Here is a 19,553-nt window from a genome sequence, read left to right on the forward strand (position 1 = left end):
TGGCGGAGGGTTGCGCGATCGGTGGGAGGGTACGTCCTCACGCCGGGGAGGTCGTCTCCGTCTGGGGCTCGCCGGTGGCAGCGTCCTGGTCGGCTCCCACCCGCCCCGACGGATCGTAGGTCGCCGTGACCACCGCGCCGCGGGATCCCGGCGGACCGAGGTCACGACCGTTGAGTTCGACGCGGACCCCGCCGGCGTTCCCGAACGTGATCTCGACGGCCTCGTCGGCCTCGAGCGACAGCGTCTCCCCCGGCTCGTACACACGGCCCGCCTCGACGACCGTGCCGTCGACGGAGGCCTCGATCCAGCACGGCTCCTCGACGAGCACTACGAGGTCGATGTCGTCGAACGTCGGCGAGGGCGATGGGCTGGGGCTGGGACTCACCGTGGGCGGCGGCGACACCTCGCTCGCCGGCGCCGTGGGGATGGCGGCGGGCTCGGGGGTCCGCCCACCGAAGACGTTGGCCGCGGCGATGGCGATGATGAGCACCGCGACACCGATGCCGGCCCACAGGACCCAGCCGGGCAACGGCGCTCGCGTCGGCTGCGCGACGGGGCGCGTCGCGAGGCGGCGCGGGTCGTAGTCGTCGTGCTGGACGTAGCGGCGGTAGGCGTCGAGCAGCGGCTGTTCGTCGACGCCGAGGAAACGGGCGTAGCTCTGGATGAACCCCTTCGCGTAGACGTCCCCGCCGAAGATGGCGAACTCTTCCTCCTCGAGCGCGTGGATGTAGTCACTGCGTACGCGCGTCGCCCGGGCCGCCTCCTCGACCGAGCGGCCCTGCTCCTCACGGGCGCTGCGCAGCGCCTCGCCGATGCCGATGCTCAAGGTGCGCCGATGCTCAAGTGCTGCCGGACCTGTGGGTCCCGGTCCCAGCCTACGGCTTCCCATCACCCGCACGGCGTTCCAGCACGACCTCCGCCGTGGCGACGGCGCGCCCGAGCAGGGACGACGCCCCTCGGTGTCGAAGTCCGCCGCATGCGCAGACTGACCCTGATCCTGGCCGCCCTCACCGTCCTCGCCGCCACGCCCGCCTCGAACGGGGTGGCCACCGAGCCCGGCACCGACCCGGTCGACTGCCTGCGCCACCTCGCGGGCCTGGACCTGCAGCACGTCACGGTCGTGGACCTGCAGGAGGCGCTGGAGCAGGGAGACATCACCAGCCGTGAGCTGGTCGAGCGCTACCTGGAGCGGATCGCGGCGTTCGACGGCGCCGGTCCGCAGCTCAACGGCATCCGCGAGCTGCACCCCGACGTGCTGGGACAGGCCGACCAGCTCGACGCTGAGCGCCGCGCGGGTCACGTCCGCGGCCCTATGCACGGCATCCCGGTGCTGCTGAAGGACAACATCGGCACCGGCGACATGCCGACGACCGCGGGCTCGATCGCGCTCGAGGGCAACATCCCCGACAACGACGCCTTCCTGGTCGAGCGACTCCGCGAGGAGGGCGCCATCATCCTCGGCAAGGCCGAGCTGGCCGAGTTCGCCAACTGGGTCGATCTGCGCATGCCCAACGGCTACAGCTCGCTGGGCGGGCAGGTGCTGAACTCCTACGACCTCGCCCGCAACCCCAGCGGCTCCTCGTCCGGCCCTGCCACTGCCGGGGCGATGGCGTACGCGACCGTGACGATCGGCTCGGAGACATCCGGCAGCATCCTGTCGCCAGCGGAGGTGCAGGGGCTGGCCGCGGTCAAGCCGACCGTCGGCCTGGTGTCGCGCTCGGGCGTGATCCCGCTGGCACCGAGTTGGGACACCACCGGCCCGATGACGCGCAACATCACCGACGCCGCCGCGCTCTTGAGCGCGACCGCCGGCGTCGACCCCACCGATCCACGCAGCCTCGAGAGCCGACCGCACCTGCCCCCGGCGCTGGACTACCTGCCGTTCCTGCGCACCGACGTGCTGGAGGGCGTCCGGCTGGGCGTGACCGACCGCACCCCGACGAGCTCCGTCCTGCGCGAGGCGTACGACGAGCTGGAGACTCAGGGCGCGACCCTCGTCGAGATCGACAACTTCGGCACCCTGGGGCAGGTGGGACTCGCCGAGCTCGGCTTCGTCGCCAACGAGTTCAAGGCCTACCTCGACCGCTACCTGCAGACCGAGGCCAACCCACCGACCGGGGTGCAGTCCCTCTACGACGTCGTGCTCTACAGCCAGGAGCACTCCGACCGCTACCCGTACGGGAACTCGCTGCTGGTCGCGTCGGCAGCGCAGCCGGGGACGGTGGAGTCGACCATCCCGGGCAGCATCACCGTCACCGAGACCTCGCGAGCGATCATCGACGACACCCTGGCCCAGCACGACCTCAACGCGATCGTGTCATCCGGGACCGGCACGGTCCGTATCGGCGCTGCGGCGGGCTACCCGACCGTTGCGGTGCCCGCCGGCGCCACCGGCAACGGCCACCGTCCGATCAACCTGGCGTTCCTCAGCACGGCGTGGACCGAGCCGCAGCTGCTGTCGTTCGCCTACGACTACGAGCAGGCGACGCTGCAGCGGGTGCCACCGACGGAGGTCAACGCCGGCGCGCTCGTCACCGAGGCGTGCCCCGACGGCGGCGGCGGCGCTCACGTGCCGGTGCAGGAGCGGGACACCGCCCCGACTGATCTGCGACCGGCGCTGGTCACCAGCGGCGTCGAGTCAGGGCTGCGGAACTCCACCCCCGATCGAACGGGATAACCGGCACGATCGGGGGAGAACTCAACGGACGTGCCCACCCTTGCCGTCGGCGTTGTCGATGACCCGGTCGAACTTCAGACGATCCGCACCACGCCCAGGACGGCTTCCGCTGACGATCGATCGTCGCCGTCGAGGGCGAGGCGACCGGCACGCTCCGCGTCCTGCCACCGCACCCGGTCGGCCGCGATGAGCACGATGGTCTCGACGTCGGTGCGAACCGTGACCGTCCGCACCGACTCCACCAGCGGGCCGTACTGGCGTCGGGCGAGGTCGAAGCGCCAGGTCGGCAGGTCGGCGTCGAGGTCGAACGCGACCGCGCCCTCACGACGTTCCAGCGATCGCAGCGGTCTGGCTGGCAACGCGCGGAGGACGAACTCGGCGAGCAGATCCCGCGTCGCGGGATCGAGTCGAGGTCCGGAACGCCCCACTGCCCTGAGCACGTCGTACTGGTGGACCCACTCGTCGTAGACGCGTAGCGCAGCGAACCAGCCGACCTCGACCCTGCCGAACAGGGTGGGGATCCGGACCGAGGCCAGTGGTGTCGGGATGAGACGCACGATCGTCAGCAGCCGGCGACCCCACCGCGCGAGCTCATCCGACAGCTCGTCACGGCTCCGGTCACGCAGCCGCTCCAGCGCCGCGTCGTTCGCGCGCTCGAACTCGTCGTCGCCGACGCCGGGGAGGAAGTCGAGGAGGTGGCGTCCCAGGACGAGCGTGCGGTCGGTCTCGGCGAGGTGACGGAACACGTCGGCCACCGACCATCCGGGGACCGCCTCCCGCGACAACTCATCGTCGGTGAGCGAGGTGAGCAGCTCCAGCGAGTCCGCCCGCAGCCGCTCCGCGCTCGCGGCGACATCACGGGGACGTAGCACCATCACTCCTCGACACCGACCGGCACCGGACCGACACCGGAGACTAGGCGCATCGAGCTGGCACATCGCACCCTCCAGGGTTGCGATGTACCAGCGCAGATGGGGTTCGTCGCCATGCCCTGCGGGGACCACACGCTCGCCCCGATGGACCGGGGAGATGCACGGGGCGTTGGGCTCCTTGGGTACAGTGCCGCCCCATGATGAGCACCCGCACCCCGATGCTGCTGCGCTTGGGTCCGATCCTTGCGGCGGCGATCGTGGCACTCGGCCTGCTCCTGACCGGCCCCGCCGCCGCGACCGAGGGGCCGGCGCCGACGGATGCCCCGACCGAGCCGACGGGCGAGGAGGGCGGTGCGGAACACGGCGAGGAGGAGGGCAGCGGGAAGATCGAGCTCCCCCTGGATACCGAGAGGCCGCGTGACGCGATCGGGCTCGTGATGCTCGGTGTCGTGGCGGCCGGCGTCGCGCTGGCGTTCGTGAACATGCGCCGCCAGCTCAAGGGCGAACGGGGGCAGGCCACCGGAGAGTGGCGCTACCGCTGAGGACGTTCAGTGCCGGTCCCGGCGGTCGTTCCAGACGATCGACGCTATGAGCCCGACACCCCCCAGTGCGGCCAGCAGGAACGCCACGATCGCCAGCGCGGGGTAGCCGAACAGACGCGGCTCGGTCTCGACGCGCATCAGCATCGCCGCTCCGACGATGAGCGCCGCCAGCACCAGCCCCATCGTCACCCGGTTGGCGACCTTCTGGATCGCGCGGGTCAGGCGGGTCTCGTCGATGGCGTCGATCTCCAGACGCAGCTCGCCGCGGTCCACACGCTCGAGGATGCGGTTGAGCCGCCCCGGCAGCTCCTCGGCGAACTCCTTGGCGTCCAGCACGGACCGCATCGCCCGACTCGGCGTGAGCGTCTCGATCAGGCTCTTGCTGGCGACCTCGGCCGCGATGCGCCGGATCGCCACGTTGGGTTCGAACTCGGGGGCCAAGGATCGCCCCACCGCATCGAGGTTGAGCAGCGTGCGTCCCAGCAGCGTCAACTCGGGGGGTGGGGGGTGACCGGTGCTCGCCGCGACGCGGGCGAGCCGGAGCACGATGCCTCCGATCCGCAGGTCCTCGGCGGGTAGGTCGAGGTAGAGCCCCACGACCTCGGCGATCTCACGGCGGAACGCGGCCTCGTCGGCGCCTTCCTGCTGATCGCACATCGCCATCGCCGCCTCGGAAGCCCCCACGGCGTCGCCCTCGGCGACGGCGAGGAGCAGGCGCAGGAGCTGGTCTCGAACCGCCGTGTCGAGCCGGACGACCATGCCCAGATCGAGCAGAGCGAGGTGGTCCTCGTCGGTGATGAACACGTTGCCGGGATGCGGGTCGGCGTGCACGAAGCCGTCATCGAGGATCTGGCGCAGGTACGCCTCGAACAGCTCCTGTGCCAGCGTCTGACCGTCGATGTCCAGGCGGCCGAGATCGGTCAGCTCCGTGACCTTGTGGCCTGCCACCAGCTCCATCGTGAGCACCCGTGAGGTCGTGTAGTCATCGACCGGCTGCGGCACCTCGATGCGTTCGAACTCGCTGAGGTTGCCCGCCAGCGTCTGGAGGTTGCGTGCCTCACGCCGGTAGTCCAGCTCCCGTGCCAGCGACCGCCGGAACTCGTCGAGGATGGCGGTCAGCTGGTACTTCTCGCCGGTCTCGGTGCGCTCGACCAGCCCGGCGAGGGTCTCGAGGACGTCGAGGTCCTCGCGCACCCTGCTCCGTATGCCGGGTCGCTGCACCTTGACCGCGACGGGCCGGCCGTCGCGGAGCTCCCCACGGTGCACCTGCCCCAGCGACGCCGCCGCGAGCGGGACCTCGTCGAACCTCGCGAAGGCGGTCCCCAGCCGCACGCCGAGCTCCTCCTCGACCACCTGCCTGACTTGTTCGAAGGGCAACGGGTCCACCGCGTCCTGCAGACGGTCGAGCGCATCGAGGTACGCGGGGGGCAGCAGGTCGGGGCGGGTCGACAGGAGCTGGCCCAGCTTCACGAACGTCGGACCGAGCGACTCGAGATCGGCGACGAAGCCCTCGGCGTCACCGCTGTCGTCCTCCGAGCGGTCCTCGGTGAAGACGTCGTCGAACGCGGCGCCCTCGAGCAGGTCCCGGCGGCCGTGCTTGAGCACGAGCGTCGCCAGGGCGAGGTAGCGCCGGATGTGGCCCGTCCCGGATGCGATCTTCACCCTCGTACCGTACGACCGCGACCACGCCCCGCGGTCAGCACGGCGCGGTCGTCCGGCCAGGTCGCGCTACCTGGCTGCCGTCCCCCTACAACGAGCCGGCGGCGACCGCCTCGGCGAGACGCTCGTCGGTCCAGAGGACCTCGCGCGCCTTCGAGCCCTCGTTGGGCCCCACGACACCGAGCTGCTCGAGCTCGTCCATGAGTCGCCCGGCCCGGGCGAAGCCGATGCGCAGCTTGCGCTGGAGCATCGAGGTCGAACCCAGGCCGGAGCTGACGACCTGCTCCGCGGCGCGCCGCAGGAGCACCTCGTCGGAGTCGTCGTCACCGCGGGCGATGTCGACGTCCTCGGCCTCTTTGCCGGACCGCACGATGCCGTCGATGTAGTCCGCCTCGCGTTGTCGCTTGCCGTACTCGACGACCGCGCGGATCTCCTGCTCGGAGATGAAGCAGCCCTGCAGGCGCACCGGCTTGCCCTGGCTGGCGGGCAGGAACAGCATGTCGCCCTTGCCGACCAGCTTCTCGGCGCCGCCCATGTCCAGGATCGTGCGCGAGTCGGTCTGCGACGCGACGGACAGCGCGAGCCGCGACGGGATGTTGGCTTTGATCAGCCCCGTGATCACGTCGACGGACGGGCGCTGGGTCGCGATCACCATGTGGATGCCGACGGCGCGCGCCATCTGGGCGATGCGGCAGATCGCGTCCTCGACGTCGCGGGGCGCGACGAGCATGAGGTCGCTCAACTCGTCGATGACGAGCAGGATGTAGGGCATGTGCCGGTAGGCGTCCTCGTCGTCGGCCTCGGGGTCGCCGGTGCGTCCCGTGACGGGGTGGGCGACCTCACCCGCGGCGATGGCTCGGTTGTAACCGTCGATGTCGCGGAAGCCGAGACGCGCGAGCGTCTCGTAGCGCATCTCCATCTCCTTGACCGCCCACTGCAGCGCATCCGTGGCTCGGCGCGGGTCCACCACGACCGGCGTGAGCAGGTGCGGGGCGCCCTCGTAGGCGTTGAGCTCCACCCGCTTGGGATCGATCAGGATCATGCGGACCTGGTCGGGGCGCGCACGCATGATCACCGAGGTCAGCATCGAGTTGAGGCTGACCGACTTGCCCGCCCCGGTCGCGCCCGAGACCAGCAGGTGCGGCATGGTCGTGAGGTTGACCATCGCGGCCTTGCCGGCGATGTCGCTCCCGAGCGCCACCAGCAGCGGGTGGGGATCGCGAGCCGCGACGTCGCTGCGGAGGATGTCGCGCAGGGTGATCTGGTCGCGCTCGCGGTTGGGGACCTCGACCCCGATCGCGGACTTGCCGGGGATCGGGGCGACGATGCGCACGTCCGGAGCGGCGAGGGCGTAGGCGATGTCGTCGCCCATGTTGGCGACCTTGCGCACCTGGACGCCGGGCCCCAGCTCGATCTCGAACCGGGTGACGGTCGGGCCCCGTGACCAGCGAGCGACCGAAGCGTCGATGGCGAACTGGTCGAAGGTCTCCTGCAGGGCACGGACCTGAGCCTCGATGTGCCGCTCCCCCGCGTCCACGACGGCCTGGCCGTGTCGGAGCAGGTCCAGCGGGGGCAGTTCGTAGTGGCTCCAATCGACGTGAGGCACGACCCGCTTGGCCTTGCCGTCCCCGGATCTGGCGACCTCGGCTGCGGGGCCGCCTCCTTCGGCACCGTCGCCGGCTGCAGCCGAGGAGGTGACGAGCACGGGCCCCTCGTTGCTCGGGGCTGGCACGCCACCGCCTCCGGCGTCCGTGGCTGCTGCCCCGGCGAGGTCGACGACGGCACGCCGCAACGGCTCGGTGGCGTCGTCGGTCGCGGCTTCCGGCGAAGTGGGCCGCCGGCGGTCTGGATCCTCCGATCCGGTCCCGCTGTCCGCGGTGTCGTCTGCGGCGGTTGCGGAGCCGCCGGTCGCGGCCTCCGTGGCGGAGGCGAAGAAACGTCGGACCGCCGCCCACACCTCGGCGAGCGGTGTCTTGGTCACGATCAAGGTTCCCAGGAACAGCAGCGCGATGAGGACCGCCGAGGCTCCCCACACGCTGAGAGCGGCCCGGAGAGGACGCGCGATGGCGTGGCCGATGAGCCCTCCGGCAGGCCACAGCGCCCGGTACCCATCCGCGATGTCGGGCATGCCCTTGATGAGGTGCCAGCCCGCGATGACGGCGGTGCCGATCAGGAGCAACCCGACGCCGACCCGACCGCGCTCGCGCCCCGGGCGGTCGAGCACGACGTGGACCCCGAAGTACAACAGCACGGGTGGGACGGCGTAGCCGTACACCCCGACCAGTCCCCGGAAGACCGCCTCGAGGAACGCCCCGACGGGCCCCGCCGCGTTCCAGTACATGCCCAAAGCCACGAGGACGCCGAGCAGGATCAGCCCGATGCCGACGACGTCCTGGCGCTGGTCGCCAACGTGGCGTCCGATGCCGCCGGCGATGCGCAGGAGCAGCGGCATCGACTCGGGGCGCTTGCCGCCTCCCTTGCCCTTCCCCCTGCCCTTGCCCCGGCCGCGGCCACCCTTGCCACCGCCGCCCTTCCCGCCGCCCTTGGGGCTCGACGTGCTGCGCTTGCTCGAGCCACCGGAGCCGCCGGCCGCCGACCGCTTCGGGTTCGAGCGGGTCCCGGTGGTGGCGGACACGTGCGTTCTCCTCCGTTGATGTTGCAGGCGCTGGTGGCGTACACGGGCGGTCGCGGCGCCACACCGACGACCGCGCCGCGAGGTCCGCGCCGAGAAGGGTAGCTGACAGCCGTGTAACTACGGGCGTGGTCGCCCAACAGCCGGCGGTCGCCAGCGACAGCTCCGACTGGTCAAGACCGGACCGGGGTCGCGGGGACCTCAGGACTCGAGGACGAGCGGCAGGATCACGGGGCGCCGGCCCGTCTCCGCCCGCCAGAACGTCGCAGCAGCCTGCACGATGTGGCGCTGCAGGGCTGCGACGTCGGTGAACCGACCGGCCTTGAGACCCTCGAGTTGGAGGTCGACGGCCTTCGTCGCGCCCTCGATCAGGCTGCGCTCCGTGTCGTCGTAGACCACGCCCTTCTGGACGACGAGCGTGTCGCCGACCGCTTCGCCCCGGTGGGGATCGATGGTGACCACGACGACCACGATGCCGTCTCCGGCCAGGCGGCGACGATCGCGCAGTACCGCGGGACCCACGTCGGACAGCAGCCCATCGACGAACACCTGCCCCGCCCCGACCGGTTCACCGAGACGCGCGCGTCCGTCCTCGAGGACCACGACGTCGCCGTCCTCGACGACGAGCACGTTCTCGGGGGGGCAGCCGGTGACGACCGCGATGTCGCGCTGCGCGAGCAGGTGGCGGTACTCGCCGTGGACAGGCACTACGAACTCGGGCTCGAGCAGGTTGTGGAACAGGATGAGGTCCTCGCGAGCGGCGTGGCCGGAGACGTGCACGTCGGCGACGCCCTTGTGCACGACCCGCGCCCCACGTCGCGCCAACCCGTTGATGGACCGGAAGACCGCGTGTTCGTTGCCGGGGATGAGGCTCGACGCGAGCACGACGAGGTCCCCCTCGCCGAGGTCGAGGTACTTGTGATCGCCCGAAGCCATGAGCGACAGCGCTGAGTAGGGCTCGCCCTGGCTCCCGGTCGAGATGATGATCAGCGCGGACCGGTCGTGGCGGCCGACATCCTCCATCGGGACCTCCGCCTGCCGGTCGAACTCGAGGTAGCCCATCTCCGCGGCGATGCCCATGTTGCGGACCATCGACCGGCCGACGAAGACGGGGCGTCGACCCACCTCGGCGGCGGCGTCGAGGACCTGCTGGATGCGGTGCACGTGTGAGGCGAAAGACGCCACCACGATCAAGCCCTCGACGTCCTCGAAGGCGTCACGCAGCGCCTTCCCCACGATGCGCTCGGTTCGGATGTGGCCCGGGACGTCGGCGTTGGTGGAGTCGGCGAGCAGCAGCGAGACACGCTCGTCACCGAGCCGTGCGAGGTGTGCGAGGTCGGTCGGCACGCTGTCGACGGGAGTCTGATCGAGCTTGAAGTCGCCCGAGTGCACGATGAGCCCGTGAGGGGTGCGGAACGCCAGCGCACAGCCGTCGGGGATCGAGTGGGTCACCTGGACGACCTCGACCTCGAAGGGGCCGTGCTCGATGACGTCTCCGGGGGAGATCTCGACGAACTCGGGCGGTTCGACGTCGGGCCACTCCTCCAGCCTCGCCTCGACGAACGCGATCGTGAGGCGCGTCCCGTACACCGTCACTGCCGGGATGTCCTGCAGTAGGTAGGGCAGCGCCCCGATGTGATCCTCGTGCCCGTGGGTGAGGAACACCGCGTCGACCTCGGTGGCGCGCTCGCGGAGGATCGACCAGTTCGGGAGGATCAGGTCGACCCCGGGCTGGTCGGGACCCGGGAAGGTCACGCCGCAGTCGATGATGCCGATCCGGCCGTCGATCTCGATGGTCGCCATGTTGCGGCCGATCTCGCCGACCCCACCCAGGAACGTGATGACGACCGGTGGTGATGGCGCCGCCATCAGCGCGACAGACCGGCGGCCTCGTAGGCCGCGACGATACGTTCGACGACGTCGGCCGGCGCGTCAGCCAGCGGCGGCCGGACGGGTCCACCGGGCAAGCCGAGGTGGGTGAGGAGGCCCTTGAGTCCAGCGGGGTTGGGTTCGAGCAGCATGAGGGCCTGGAAGAACGGCAGCAGCCGCAGGTGCAGCTCACGCGCCTTGGCTAGGTCGGTGTCGGCCAGCGCGACGAGATCAGCGATCTCGCGGCCCGCGACGTGGGCGGCCACGGACACGATCCCGACCGCGCCCACCGCCAGCATCGGCAGCAGGTTGATGTCGTCGCCGGAGTAGACCTCGAAGCCACCTTCCGCCCCCTGGGTGCGGTTGACGACGTTGCCGATCTTCACGAGGTCACCGACCGCGTCCTTGACGGCGACGATGTTGGGCACGGACGCGAGCTCGACCAGCGTGTCCTCGGCGATCTCGCGGGACGTCCGACCCGGGATGTCGTAGAGCACCACCGGGCGGTCGGTCGCTTCGGCAGCGACCGTGAAGTGGCGCAGCAGCCCGGTCTGCGACGGCTTCGAGTAGTAGGGCGTCACGACGAGGATGGCGTCCGCTCCGTCCTGTGTCGCGCGTTCGGTCGCCTTGACGGTCTTGGCGGTGTCGTTGGTCCCGGTGCCCACCATGACCTTGCCACGACCCCCGACGGCGTCGCGGACCGCAGCCACGAGGCGCCACTGCTCCTCGTCGGTCACGGTCGGGCTCTCGCCGGTCGTCCCGCACACGAGGACGGTCTGCGTGCCGGACTCGACGAGATGGTCCGCGAGCCGTTGAGCGCCATCGAGGTCGAGCGCGCCATCGCTGGTGAACGGTGTGGCCATCGCGGTCACGACGCTGCCGAGGACGGGCATCGGCTGCTCCTGCCGTCGAGTGGAGTTCTTCCTGGCCGGTCTATCCTAGACCCCTGCGCCCACCGCATCGGGTGGGCGGTCCCCATCGCTCGACCGTCGTCTGCGCACGAGGTTGCCACGTGAGCTCGCTGCCGGTCCTCGCGCACGCCGGCCACGGCGCGGAGTGGCAGTCGGTGCTGACGCTCGTCGCGATCGGTCTCGGCGGCGTCCTCGCGCTCGTGCTCCTCGGTCGCGTGAGGATCGAGGAGGGTGGCGACCTCGTCGTCCCGCTCGCCGTCGTCGCCCTGCTCGCTGCGGCGGCTCCGGTCGACAGCGACACGCTGTCGGACCTGTCGCCGTGGGCGGCGCCCGCCGGGGCGGTGATCCTGGTGGGCCTGCTGCTGCACGGCCTGACGGCGTTGGACATCACCGAGGTGCTCCCGCTCGCGGGGCTCGTGGCCGTCGCGGCCGTCGCGTCGGTCGCTGCCGGACCGGCCCTCACCGACGCGTGGATCCCCGAGGCGTTGCTGCTGCCGAGCCGGGAGGACGTCGAGCTGACCATCACCTCACCGCAGGACGGCGCGACGGTCGAGGGTCCGGAGGTCGAGTTCGAGGTCGAGGTCACGGGCGGAACCGTGGGTCCCCCGGTCGTGGACGCGGCCGATGCGCCCGAGGATCCCGAGGAGCTCGGCCGCCTACGCCTGACCGTGGACGGGGTGGTGGTCGACCCGCACGTGCTCGACGGCTGCACGCTCGAGGATCCCTGCACCACCGGCACCTTCACCTACCCGTTGGCGCCAGGCGTCCACCGGATCTTCGTCGAGTTCGTCACCTGGGACGACCTGATCTTCCAGCCGGGCGTCGTCGACGGCGTCACCATCGAAGTGGTGGAAGGCTAGGTCGACATCCTCACGCTCGCGCGTAACTAGGAGGGGCACTCATCCGTACTAGTAGGTGAGAGCGCCCCACCAGGGGATGCGGGGAGATCAGCCAGCGGGTGGGGTCAACGAGACTAATCGGGCACGTAGGTAGAGGGACCGGGCCTTGGGTCACTTGGCTCGTGGTCTCGATGTTGGTCACGTCGTCGTTGACGTTCGCGGTTCGCGATGGCGCCGCATCCACGGCCGCCGGCGAAGCTGTGTCCGCCGAGATCGAAGCCGACGCGGAGTCGTGGACGCCGTTCACCCACCGGGAGGTGCTCGCGGATGGGTCAGAACGCATGGAGGTGTTCAACGCCCCTGTCTTCCGTCGGGACGAGGAGGGGTCCTGGGACTGGGCCGATCCGGCGGTGGTTGCCACGGGCGATGCGTCGTGGCCGTTGGCGGCTCCCGGTTTGGCGGTGCCGGTGCGGTTCGGGGCGTCCAGCGACGGGCTGCTGGAACTGACATCGGAGTCGGCCACGGTGCGTCTGACCGCCCCGTCGCTGACGATCGGGACCCCAACGGTCGACGCCGATGGTTGGGTCGTGTACAAGGATGTGGCGCCGGATACCGATCTCCGCTACCGCGTGTCGGTTGCGGGCGTCAAAGAGGAGATCGTCCTGCGCTCCGAGGCGGCACCGACCTCGTTCTCCTTCGCGCTGGAGGATGCCGAAGGAGCGCTCGGCCGAGCGTTCCAGCTCCCTGGTGGTGGTGTCCGCTTCGAAGGCAGCGTCGATGAGGCGGTGGGACTCGCCCTGGGCGCGCCGGTGGCGTACGAACTCGGGCGCGAACCGGACGAGCCCGCGGTCGAGGCCACGGGCGGATCGTTGTCGCTGTCAGCGAACAGCCACGGGTTCGACCTCTCCGTGGGCCTGGATCCGCAGTGGCTGCATGGCCGACAGTTCCCTGTGGCCCTCGACCCGACCGTGGTCTTCACGAAGGGGACGGGCCTGGACCTGGACGCCTACACCCTTTATTTCGGCAACGGGTGCGGCGGCTGCGCGCCGCTGTCGTGGTACCAGCACCGTTTCGACCTGCGGGCGGGCTCGTACGTCGATGCGACCGCCTCCAACCAGCGCGTCCGGTCCTTCTTCGACTTCGACGTGTCGGAGGTCCCGGCGGCGTCGCAGATCCATTCCGCATCGCTGAGCCTGTACGCCTACGACTGTGTCGCGGCGGATGAGAACATCCACTGGTACTGCGACGATGGCGAGCATCCGCTGTCGGTGTACGCCTTGAACGAAGATTGGTCCTCGTCCTCGACCTGGACGGAGCTGGATGGGCGTTTTCCTGCCACGCCGCTGGACACTGCGATCTTGCCCCCGTTCGATCCCGGCGATCCAGGCAGGTGGGTGGATCTGGACGTCACAGCGGCGCTGCCGGGCTGGGCCGACCGGACCACGCCGAACTTCGGGCTCGGCCTGAGGCACGGCCGCGAGCACATCGATACCGCCGGTGTCGTCGTGTTCCACTCGTCGGAAGCGACGGCGGCGTACGCCCCGCGAGTGGTGGTCACCTACACGCCCCAGCCACCCTACGTCACCGCGTTGACCCACCCGCAGACCGAGGCTTGGTACAACACCCGCTTCAACCACGGCCAGGTCGACTTCGACTTCGACGATCGCGACTTCGACGGGGGTGCGCTGCAGATCGTCGAGAGCTGCTGGCTGTTCTCGGCCGACCCGACGGTGACCTTCGACCAGTCCAACGCGCGATGCGCCGCGGGTTCGAGCTACACGGTCTCGAGTCCAGATTGGGGTGGGGGGGAGTGGTGGTTCAACGTCCGCTACGTGTTCGACACGGGTGCTCTGGGGGCCATCGGCCGGTTCCCGGTGCACCTGGATGAAACCGCCCCATCCACACCGGCTGCATCGTCGTCCACCCATTCCGCGACCGATTGGTCCTCGAGCAACGATCCACGGTTCGAGTGGACGATGGAGCTGACCGATACACCGGTCGGCTACTCGTTCGTGTTCGACCACGAAACAGAGACGCTGCCGGATGAGTGGCCGGAGGAGACCGTCAAGACCGGCCTGGACCGGTTCGCGCAGTACACCGACGTGGCCGACGGGGAGTGGTGGTTCCACGTCCGCGCACAGAGCGCTCCCAAGGGCCTCTGGGGGCCCAGTTCGGGGTACTGGTGGGTCTACGACGAGGAGGTCGGCCATCGACGCGTGCTCATCGACGCCACGGCCCCGCCCGCCCCCGAGGTCGGCTCGCCCACCCACCCCGACCCCGATACCTGGTCGGTCGACGACGATGCGACCTTCACCTGGACCGCCACCGACGCCACCTCGGGCTTGGATGCCCTCAGCTGGAGCCTCGACCAGTCATCCTGGACTTGGCCCGACAAGATCCCCGAGGACGAGTCCGGCACGGCGACGACCCAGGCTTACTCGGACCTGGCGCCGGGGCAGTGGTACTTCCATATCCGCGCCCGCGACAAAGCAGGCAACTGGGGAGCACCGGCGCACCGGCGCATCCGTATCGACGATACGGCACCGTTGCCGCCGACCATCTCGTCGACGACGCATCCCGACGAGTCCCGCTGGTACACGGTCCGTGATGCCGCGATGGCGTGGTCGGCGACCGACACCGCCCCGATCGTCGCCTACAGCTGGGTGTTCTCCAGCACGAACTCGCCCAACGTCGACACCGTCCCCGAAGGGTCGGAGACCTCCCGCATCGAAGCGGGTCTCGCCGATGGCGACTGGTACTTCTTCGTACGGGCACAGAACGCGGCAGGACTGTGGAGTGACGTCGCCGGCTTCCGGTTCCAGGTCGATGCAACCGGGCCGGCCACTCCGACGGTCACATCGGCCACACACCCCGACCCCGACGCCTGGTACGCCAACGACACGCCCCAGTTCGACGTCCATGCCGACGACGTGTCCGGCATCGACGCCTACCGCTACCTCCTGGAGGCCTACCCCGACGGCTCGGTGAGCGCTTCCGAGTGCGGCGTGGATGACACCGTCGACGCAACCGGCTCCCAGATCACCATCCCGGGAGTGCCTGACGGCCGCTGGCGGTTCGTCGTAGCCGTCCGCAACGGCGCCGGGCTGTGGAACGACCCAGCCAGCTGTGGCGAACACCTCGTACGCATCGACACCACCACCCCCCAGATGCCGGGCCCACTCGTGTCGACGACGCACCCCGACCCGGCGCTGTGGTACTCGAGCAACGCGCCCACCTTCACGTGGCCAGTCGCCTCGGACCCAACGTCCACGATCGCCGGCTACAGCATCGCGCTCGACAAGAACGCGACGACGATCCCCGACACGACCATCGAGCCGACCACAACCGACGCCAACGGCGACGTCTCCAAGTCCTACACCAACCACGCCGACGGCATCTGGTGGTTCCACGTCCGAGCTGTGGACGCCGCCGGCAACGGCTCAACGACTCTGCACCGCCAGGTGCGGTTCGACGGCACCGCCCCCACGGCCCCCTCCATCAGCTCCACCACCGGTCACGGCCAGACCACATGGTCCAGCAACGACGACCCCGGCTTCGCCTGGAGCGCATCAGACACCGCCCCGATCACCGACTACGACTGGACCATCGAACTCAACAACCCCACCGCCTCTCCCGGGTTCACACAGCGAGGTCTGGTGACGAGCACGAGCTACTCCAACCGAGCCAACGGCAGCTGGACCTTCGCCGTCCGCACCCGCAACGCCGCCGGGCACTGGTCCGCCCCGGCCCGCTACACCGTCAACATCGACGACACCCCGCCCGCCCCACCGGCGGTCAGCTCCACAACGCATCCGAACCAGAACAGCTGGTACACCAACGATGATCCCCGTTTCGCGTGGTCCGCGTCCGACACTGCCCCCATCAACGGGTACGACTACACGCTGACGCGCGACGTGGACGCCAACCCCGGCACTTCCTCCAGAGGCACTGGAACGACGGCGAGCTGGAGCAACATGGACGACGGCATCTGGTGGTTCCACGTCCGCGCTCGCAACGCCTCCGGGCTGTGGAGTGGCATCGCCTCCTACCGCGCCAACATCCGACCTGTCTGCAGCGAGACGGCCGGCGACATCGTCGTCACCCGACCGGACGGCCTCACGTTCGACGCATCTCCTACCTCGGTCGCTGGATCGGTCCCGCCCGGCAGCACCGCGGTGCACCTCTACCGGGACGCCAACGGAGACGGAAACCTAGACGTCGGGACCGACCCTCAAGTCGCAGTCACGGGCGTGGATCAACAAGCCTCGACCTTCGACGTGCTCGTCCCGCTCGTAGACGGGGCCAACTGCTTCTTCCTGCGACGGCGAGTTCCGGACGGGACGTTCGGGACCGAAGTGAACGCTCCGGTGATCTTCCGGGCTGGAACGGGAGCCAGCGGGAGCGACGACACGCCGGCGCCCGGCTTTGTCCTCGTCAAGATGGCGCCCGAGTTCCTCGGGATAGACCCCAGCCTGCTGCTGCCGCTCGCCACCGATGCCACACCCGTTTTCCCATCCGCGGAGGATCGCCTTCTCCGGCTGTGGTGGTTCGTCGAGGTCCCAGAGGGCACGGAGAACGAGGCGGTGGAGCTCTACAGCGCAGATCCCCGCGTGCTGCACTCCTCGCGGGGCGGAGAGGTCACCGAAGACACCGTCGCACCACCCGACTGGCGATACAGCAACTCCGTCGACGGAGCACCCGCCCAGCGGGACTACCTGCGCGACTGGTACAACCTCGAGGTGGCCTGGGACGTGATGAACAAAGGGCAGGGCGCCAAGCGCGTAGGCGTGATCGACACCGGCGTCAGCCTCGGACGGAAAGCAGACGGCACCGACCTAGTCCACTTCGACCTCGATGCGAATCTCGCCATGCCCCAGCGCGACTGCGTCACGAACACGAAGAACAACTGCCCCTACGCGTCCGACCCGTACGGTTTCATCGACATGCATGGAACACAGATGGCGAGCATCCTCGCCGCCGAAACGGGCACCACTCAGGGGATGGCCGCCGTCGGCTGGGGCTTGAAGTTCATCTCGTTCAGGACTAGCCAGGGTCGAGACCACGGGGGCTGCAAGTCACGAGACCTTCTCTGCTACCGGGATGAGGCCATTCGCATCATCGCCGACGAAGCGGCCAGCAATGATGTCGGCGTGATCAACATCAGCAGTGGGAGCACGTACTTCAAGCACGTCCTGCAGGATGCCATCAACTACGCGGGGAGACGCGGCATCGTCGTCGTCGGCTCAGCGGGAAACGAGACCGACTCCTCCCGGCGTTACCCCGCGGCGACGCACGGAGCGATCGCCGTGGGAAACGCCACGCTCAGTGACCCCTTAAGGCGCAGGAGTAGGAACTCCCAGTTCGGCAGTTGGCTCGATCTTGGCGCAATCGGTGAGAACGTCACGACTGCCACCTTCGAGGAGGGGTGGGGGGGCGATCCAGACAGCGACTCCCCGGGGTTCGCGTTCGCTCCCAAGGACGGGGCTGACTGGAACACGGGCACATCTGGCGCTGCGGCAACAGTGTCCGGTGCCATCGCCCTGATGACGGCCGACGGCCAGAAGCCTCTACGTGCTGCCCATCGTGTGTTGAGCGCTGTCACGCCGTACAGCGATCCCAACATAGCCCTGGGTTGGGGTCTGCTGGACGCTGGTGCCGCCGCGACAGCGGACACCGTCCGGCTCTTCGGGCGGGACCGACTCGAGACGGCAGTGGAGGTATCGCGGGAGACGTTCCCTGGTGCTCCAGGTGCGAGCCCGGCCTCGATCTGGGTACCGAGCGCGCTCATCCTTGCCCGAGCCACCGATCCACCCGGGGGTCAAGGATTCGCGGACTCGCTCGTCGCCGCATCGATGGCGGGTGTTGTGGACGCACCGGTGCTCTTGATCGATGACGGGGATGAGGAATATCACCGTTGGCTCAACGGCGACTCACCCGTCTACCACGAGATGCAGAGGGCGGGGGGATGTCCATCCGCTGACAACGGCAACACCACCGTCTACATCGTCGGCGGCGATGCCGCGATCTCCAACACGTTCGAGACCAGTCTCGAGGCAGCTTGCTTTCCGAGCACCGTCAGACTCGGCGGCGCCGATCGCTGGAGCACATCCACGGCGGTTGCCTCGGAGGTTCTACGCCGTCGAAGCGGCTCGGTCGAGGTTGGGATCGCCTCGGGTCAAGCCTTCCCCGATGCCACGGCGATGAGCGCGTGGGCAGCCAAGACCAGTTCCCCCCTGATCCTCGTTCCGAAGGCGCTCACCAACGGCCGTCTCCCTGACGCGACGGAGGCCTGGCTCACCAACAACGCGAGCCGGATCTCGCACATCCACTTCGCAGGGGGCACCGCCGCGGTAAGCACGGCAGTCTGGGACCGCGTCGCCTACCTCACCAACTACCGGTCGATGACCCGCCATTCCGGCGACACGAGGTACGACACAGCGGTCGCGATCGCCGAGAACCTCTTCTCGTCGCCCGACGGTGTTGTCTTGGCTACCGGCTCGAATTGGCCCGACGCCGTCAGCGCAGGGGCACTGACGAGAGCGTACAAGGAGTCTGGTGGCCGACTGGGTTGGCCGATTCTGTTCACCCCAGAACCGAACGTCACGAGCTCCTTGCACCCCTCTACGGCTGCCTACGCGTCGCGCTCACATGTGAAGGGCGCGTACGTGGTTGGTGGACCGGAGGTTGTCGGGCGAGCCGCCATGGCCGAGCTCGAGGCTGCGACATGATTTCGTCGGCGTCGCAGACCTCACCGGTAGCAGCCGCGCGTGGCCGCGTTGGGGCCGGCCCTTCAAGGACGCGGATCGCCGCGCTGACCACCGGGATCGTCGTTCTCTTCGCTGGGGCTTGCGGCGGCGATCCTGCCCCGTTCCCCGCGGCCTCACCCGGCCCACAAGTGCTGGGTGGGGCGGAGTACTCGCTCGAGGGCAGCATCGCATGGCGAGATGAGGATCCCGGCGACTCCAGGTGCGGGACACTCTGCGTTGCTTTCTATGTCTCTTCGCCGGCGCCGTTGACGACTGCCGATATCCATGTGGATCAGCTGTGGGTGCGGACCGAGGAGGGCGTGTGGGAACCCGAGGTCAGCGACCCTCACCCGTACACCAGCAACGAGATCGCTGTCGTAGCTCGGTGGGGCCCGACGGTGTCGCTCGGCTCGCGCATCGACGTCGCAGCGCGAATCTGCGTTCCGGACGGCGATGAGTGCATCACCCTCGCTGCCTTAGACGTCCCACACGACGCGGTGGCGTAGTGCCCGCGTCGGGCAAGCGGATGGGCAGGAGATCGCATGGTTTGGGGCGTGGGCCGACGCGTCCCATCGAGGCGCGCGCGTTGGCGTCAGAGACCGCCTGTAGCCATTCGTTCGATGTGTACTGCGATCCGCGGTCGGAGTGGATGATCAGCCCGGGTGGGGGGCGCCGCGCCCCGGCCGCCATCGTCAGCGCGTCCAGGACGAGGCTGGTGCGCATGTGGTTGGCGGCTGCCCAGCCCAAGATCGCGCGGCAGCACACGTCGACGATCACCGCGACGTACACTCCCCTGCAGCGCGGGT

Annotated in this window: 12 protein-coding genes; 5 read left to right on the forward strand and 7 right to left on the reverse strand. The window is 69.4% G+C overall.

Annotated features, from left to right (window positions below; translation table 11 throughout):
- Positions 1-37 precede the first annotated feature (37 nt).
- Positions 38-826 carry a DUF4115 domain-containing protein gene (locus KY469_02110; protein MBW3661866.1) on the reverse strand — a complete coding sequence of 263 codons (789 nt, stop codon included), beginning with the start codon at positions 824-826 and terminating at the stop codon, positions 38-40.
- A 150-nt stretch (positions 827-976) separates the two neighbouring features.
- Between KY469_02110 and KY469_02115 the strand changes: the two genes are divergently transcribed.
- A complete protein-coding gene (locus KY469_02115) occupies positions 977-2,677 on the forward strand; it encodes an amidase (GenBank protein MBW3661867.1) in 1,701 nt (566 codons plus the stop codon).
- Positions 2,678-2,751: 74 nt separating this feature from the next.
- Here the strand turns inward: KY469_02115 and KY469_02120 are convergent, their stop codons facing one another.
- Positions 2,752-3,549 carry a maleylpyruvate isomerase family mycothiol-dependent enzyme gene (locus KY469_02120; protein ID MBW3661868.1) on the reverse strand — a complete coding sequence of 266 codons (798 nt, stop codon included), beginning with the start codon at positions 3,547-3,549 and terminating at the stop codon, positions 2,752-2,754.
- Positions 3,550-3,746: 197 nt separating this feature from the next.
- Between KY469_02120 and KY469_02125 the strand changes: the two genes are divergently transcribed.
- Complete coding sequence (locus KY469_02125) at positions 3,747-4,091, forward strand: hypothetical protein (GenBank protein ID MBW3661869.1); 345 nt, start codon at positions 3,747-3,749, stop codon at positions 4,089-4,091.
- A 6-nt stretch (positions 4,092-4,097) separates the two neighbouring features.
- On the opposite strand, the gene KY469_02130 is transcribed toward KY469_02125, so the two are convergent.
- The 4 genes from KY469_02130 to dapA all read right to left on the reverse strand — a co-directional run bounded on the left by KY469_02130 (position 4,098) and on the right by dapA (position 11,144).
- Complete coding sequence (locus tag KY469_02130; protein ID MBW3661870.1) at positions 4,098-5,753, reverse strand: AarF/ABC1/UbiB kinase family protein; 1,656 nt, start codon at positions 5,751-5,753, stop codon at positions 4,098-4,100.
- A gap of 85 nt (positions 5,754-5,838) precedes the next feature.
- Positions 5,839-8,385, reverse strand: a complete 2,547-nt coding sequence (locus tag KY469_02135; protein ID MBW3661871.1) for a DNA translocase FtsK — start codon at positions 8,383-8,385, stop codon at positions 5,839-5,841.
- Between the two features lie 198 nt (positions 8,386-8,583).
- The gene (locus tag KY469_02140; protein MBW3661872.1) at positions 8,584-10,251 is read right to left on the reverse strand and encodes a ribonuclease J; all 1,668 of its coding nucleotides are present in this window, start codon (positions 10,249-10,251) and stop codon (positions 8,584-8,586) included.
- The gene (gene dapA / locus KY469_02145; protein MBW3661873.1) at positions 10,251-11,144 is read right to left on the reverse strand and encodes a 4-hydroxy-tetrahydrodipicolinate synthase; all 894 of its coding nucleotides are present in this window, start codon (positions 11,142-11,144) and stop codon (positions 10,251-10,253) included. The genes KY469_02140 and dapA overlap by 1 nt, the downstream gene beginning before the upstream one ends.
- 119 nt (positions 11,145-11,263) lie before the next feature.
- Between dapA and KY469_02150 the strand changes: the two genes are divergently transcribed.
- The 3 genes from KY469_02150 (at position 11,264) to KY469_02160 (ending at position 19,253) form a co-directional block, all read left to right on the forward strand.
- Positions 11,264-12,022, forward strand: a complete 759-nt coding sequence (locus KY469_02150; GenBank protein ID MBW3661874.1) for a hypothetical protein — start codon at positions 11,264-11,266, stop codon at positions 12,020-12,022.
- A gap of 170 nt (positions 12,023-12,192) precedes the next feature.
- Complete coding sequence (locus KY469_02155; GenBank protein MBW3661875.1) at positions 12,193-18,729, forward strand: cell wall-binding repeat-containing protein; 6,537 nt, start codon at positions 12,193-12,195, stop codon at positions 18,727-18,729.
- Positions 18,730-19,034: 305 nt separating this feature from the next.
- Positions 19,035-19,253 carry a hypothetical protein gene (locus KY469_02160; GenBank protein MBW3661876.1) on the forward strand — a complete coding sequence of 73 codons (219 nt, stop codon included), beginning with the start codon at positions 19,035-19,037 and terminating at the stop codon, positions 19,251-19,253.
- On the opposite strand, the gene KY469_02165 is transcribed toward KY469_02160, so the two are convergent.
- Positions 19,210-19,536, reverse strand: a complete 327-nt coding sequence (locus tag KY469_02165) for a DDE-type integrase/transposase/recombinase (GenBank protein MBW3661877.1) — start codon at positions 19,534-19,536, stop codon at positions 19,210-19,212. The genes KY469_02160 and KY469_02165 overlap by 44 nt on opposite strands.
- Positions 19,537-19,553 lie beyond the last annotated feature (17 nt).

The organism is Actinomycetota bacterium (assembly GCA_019347575.1).
GTDB lineage: Bacteria > Actinomycetota > Nitriliruptoria > Nitriliruptorales > Nitriliruptoraceae > JAHWKY01.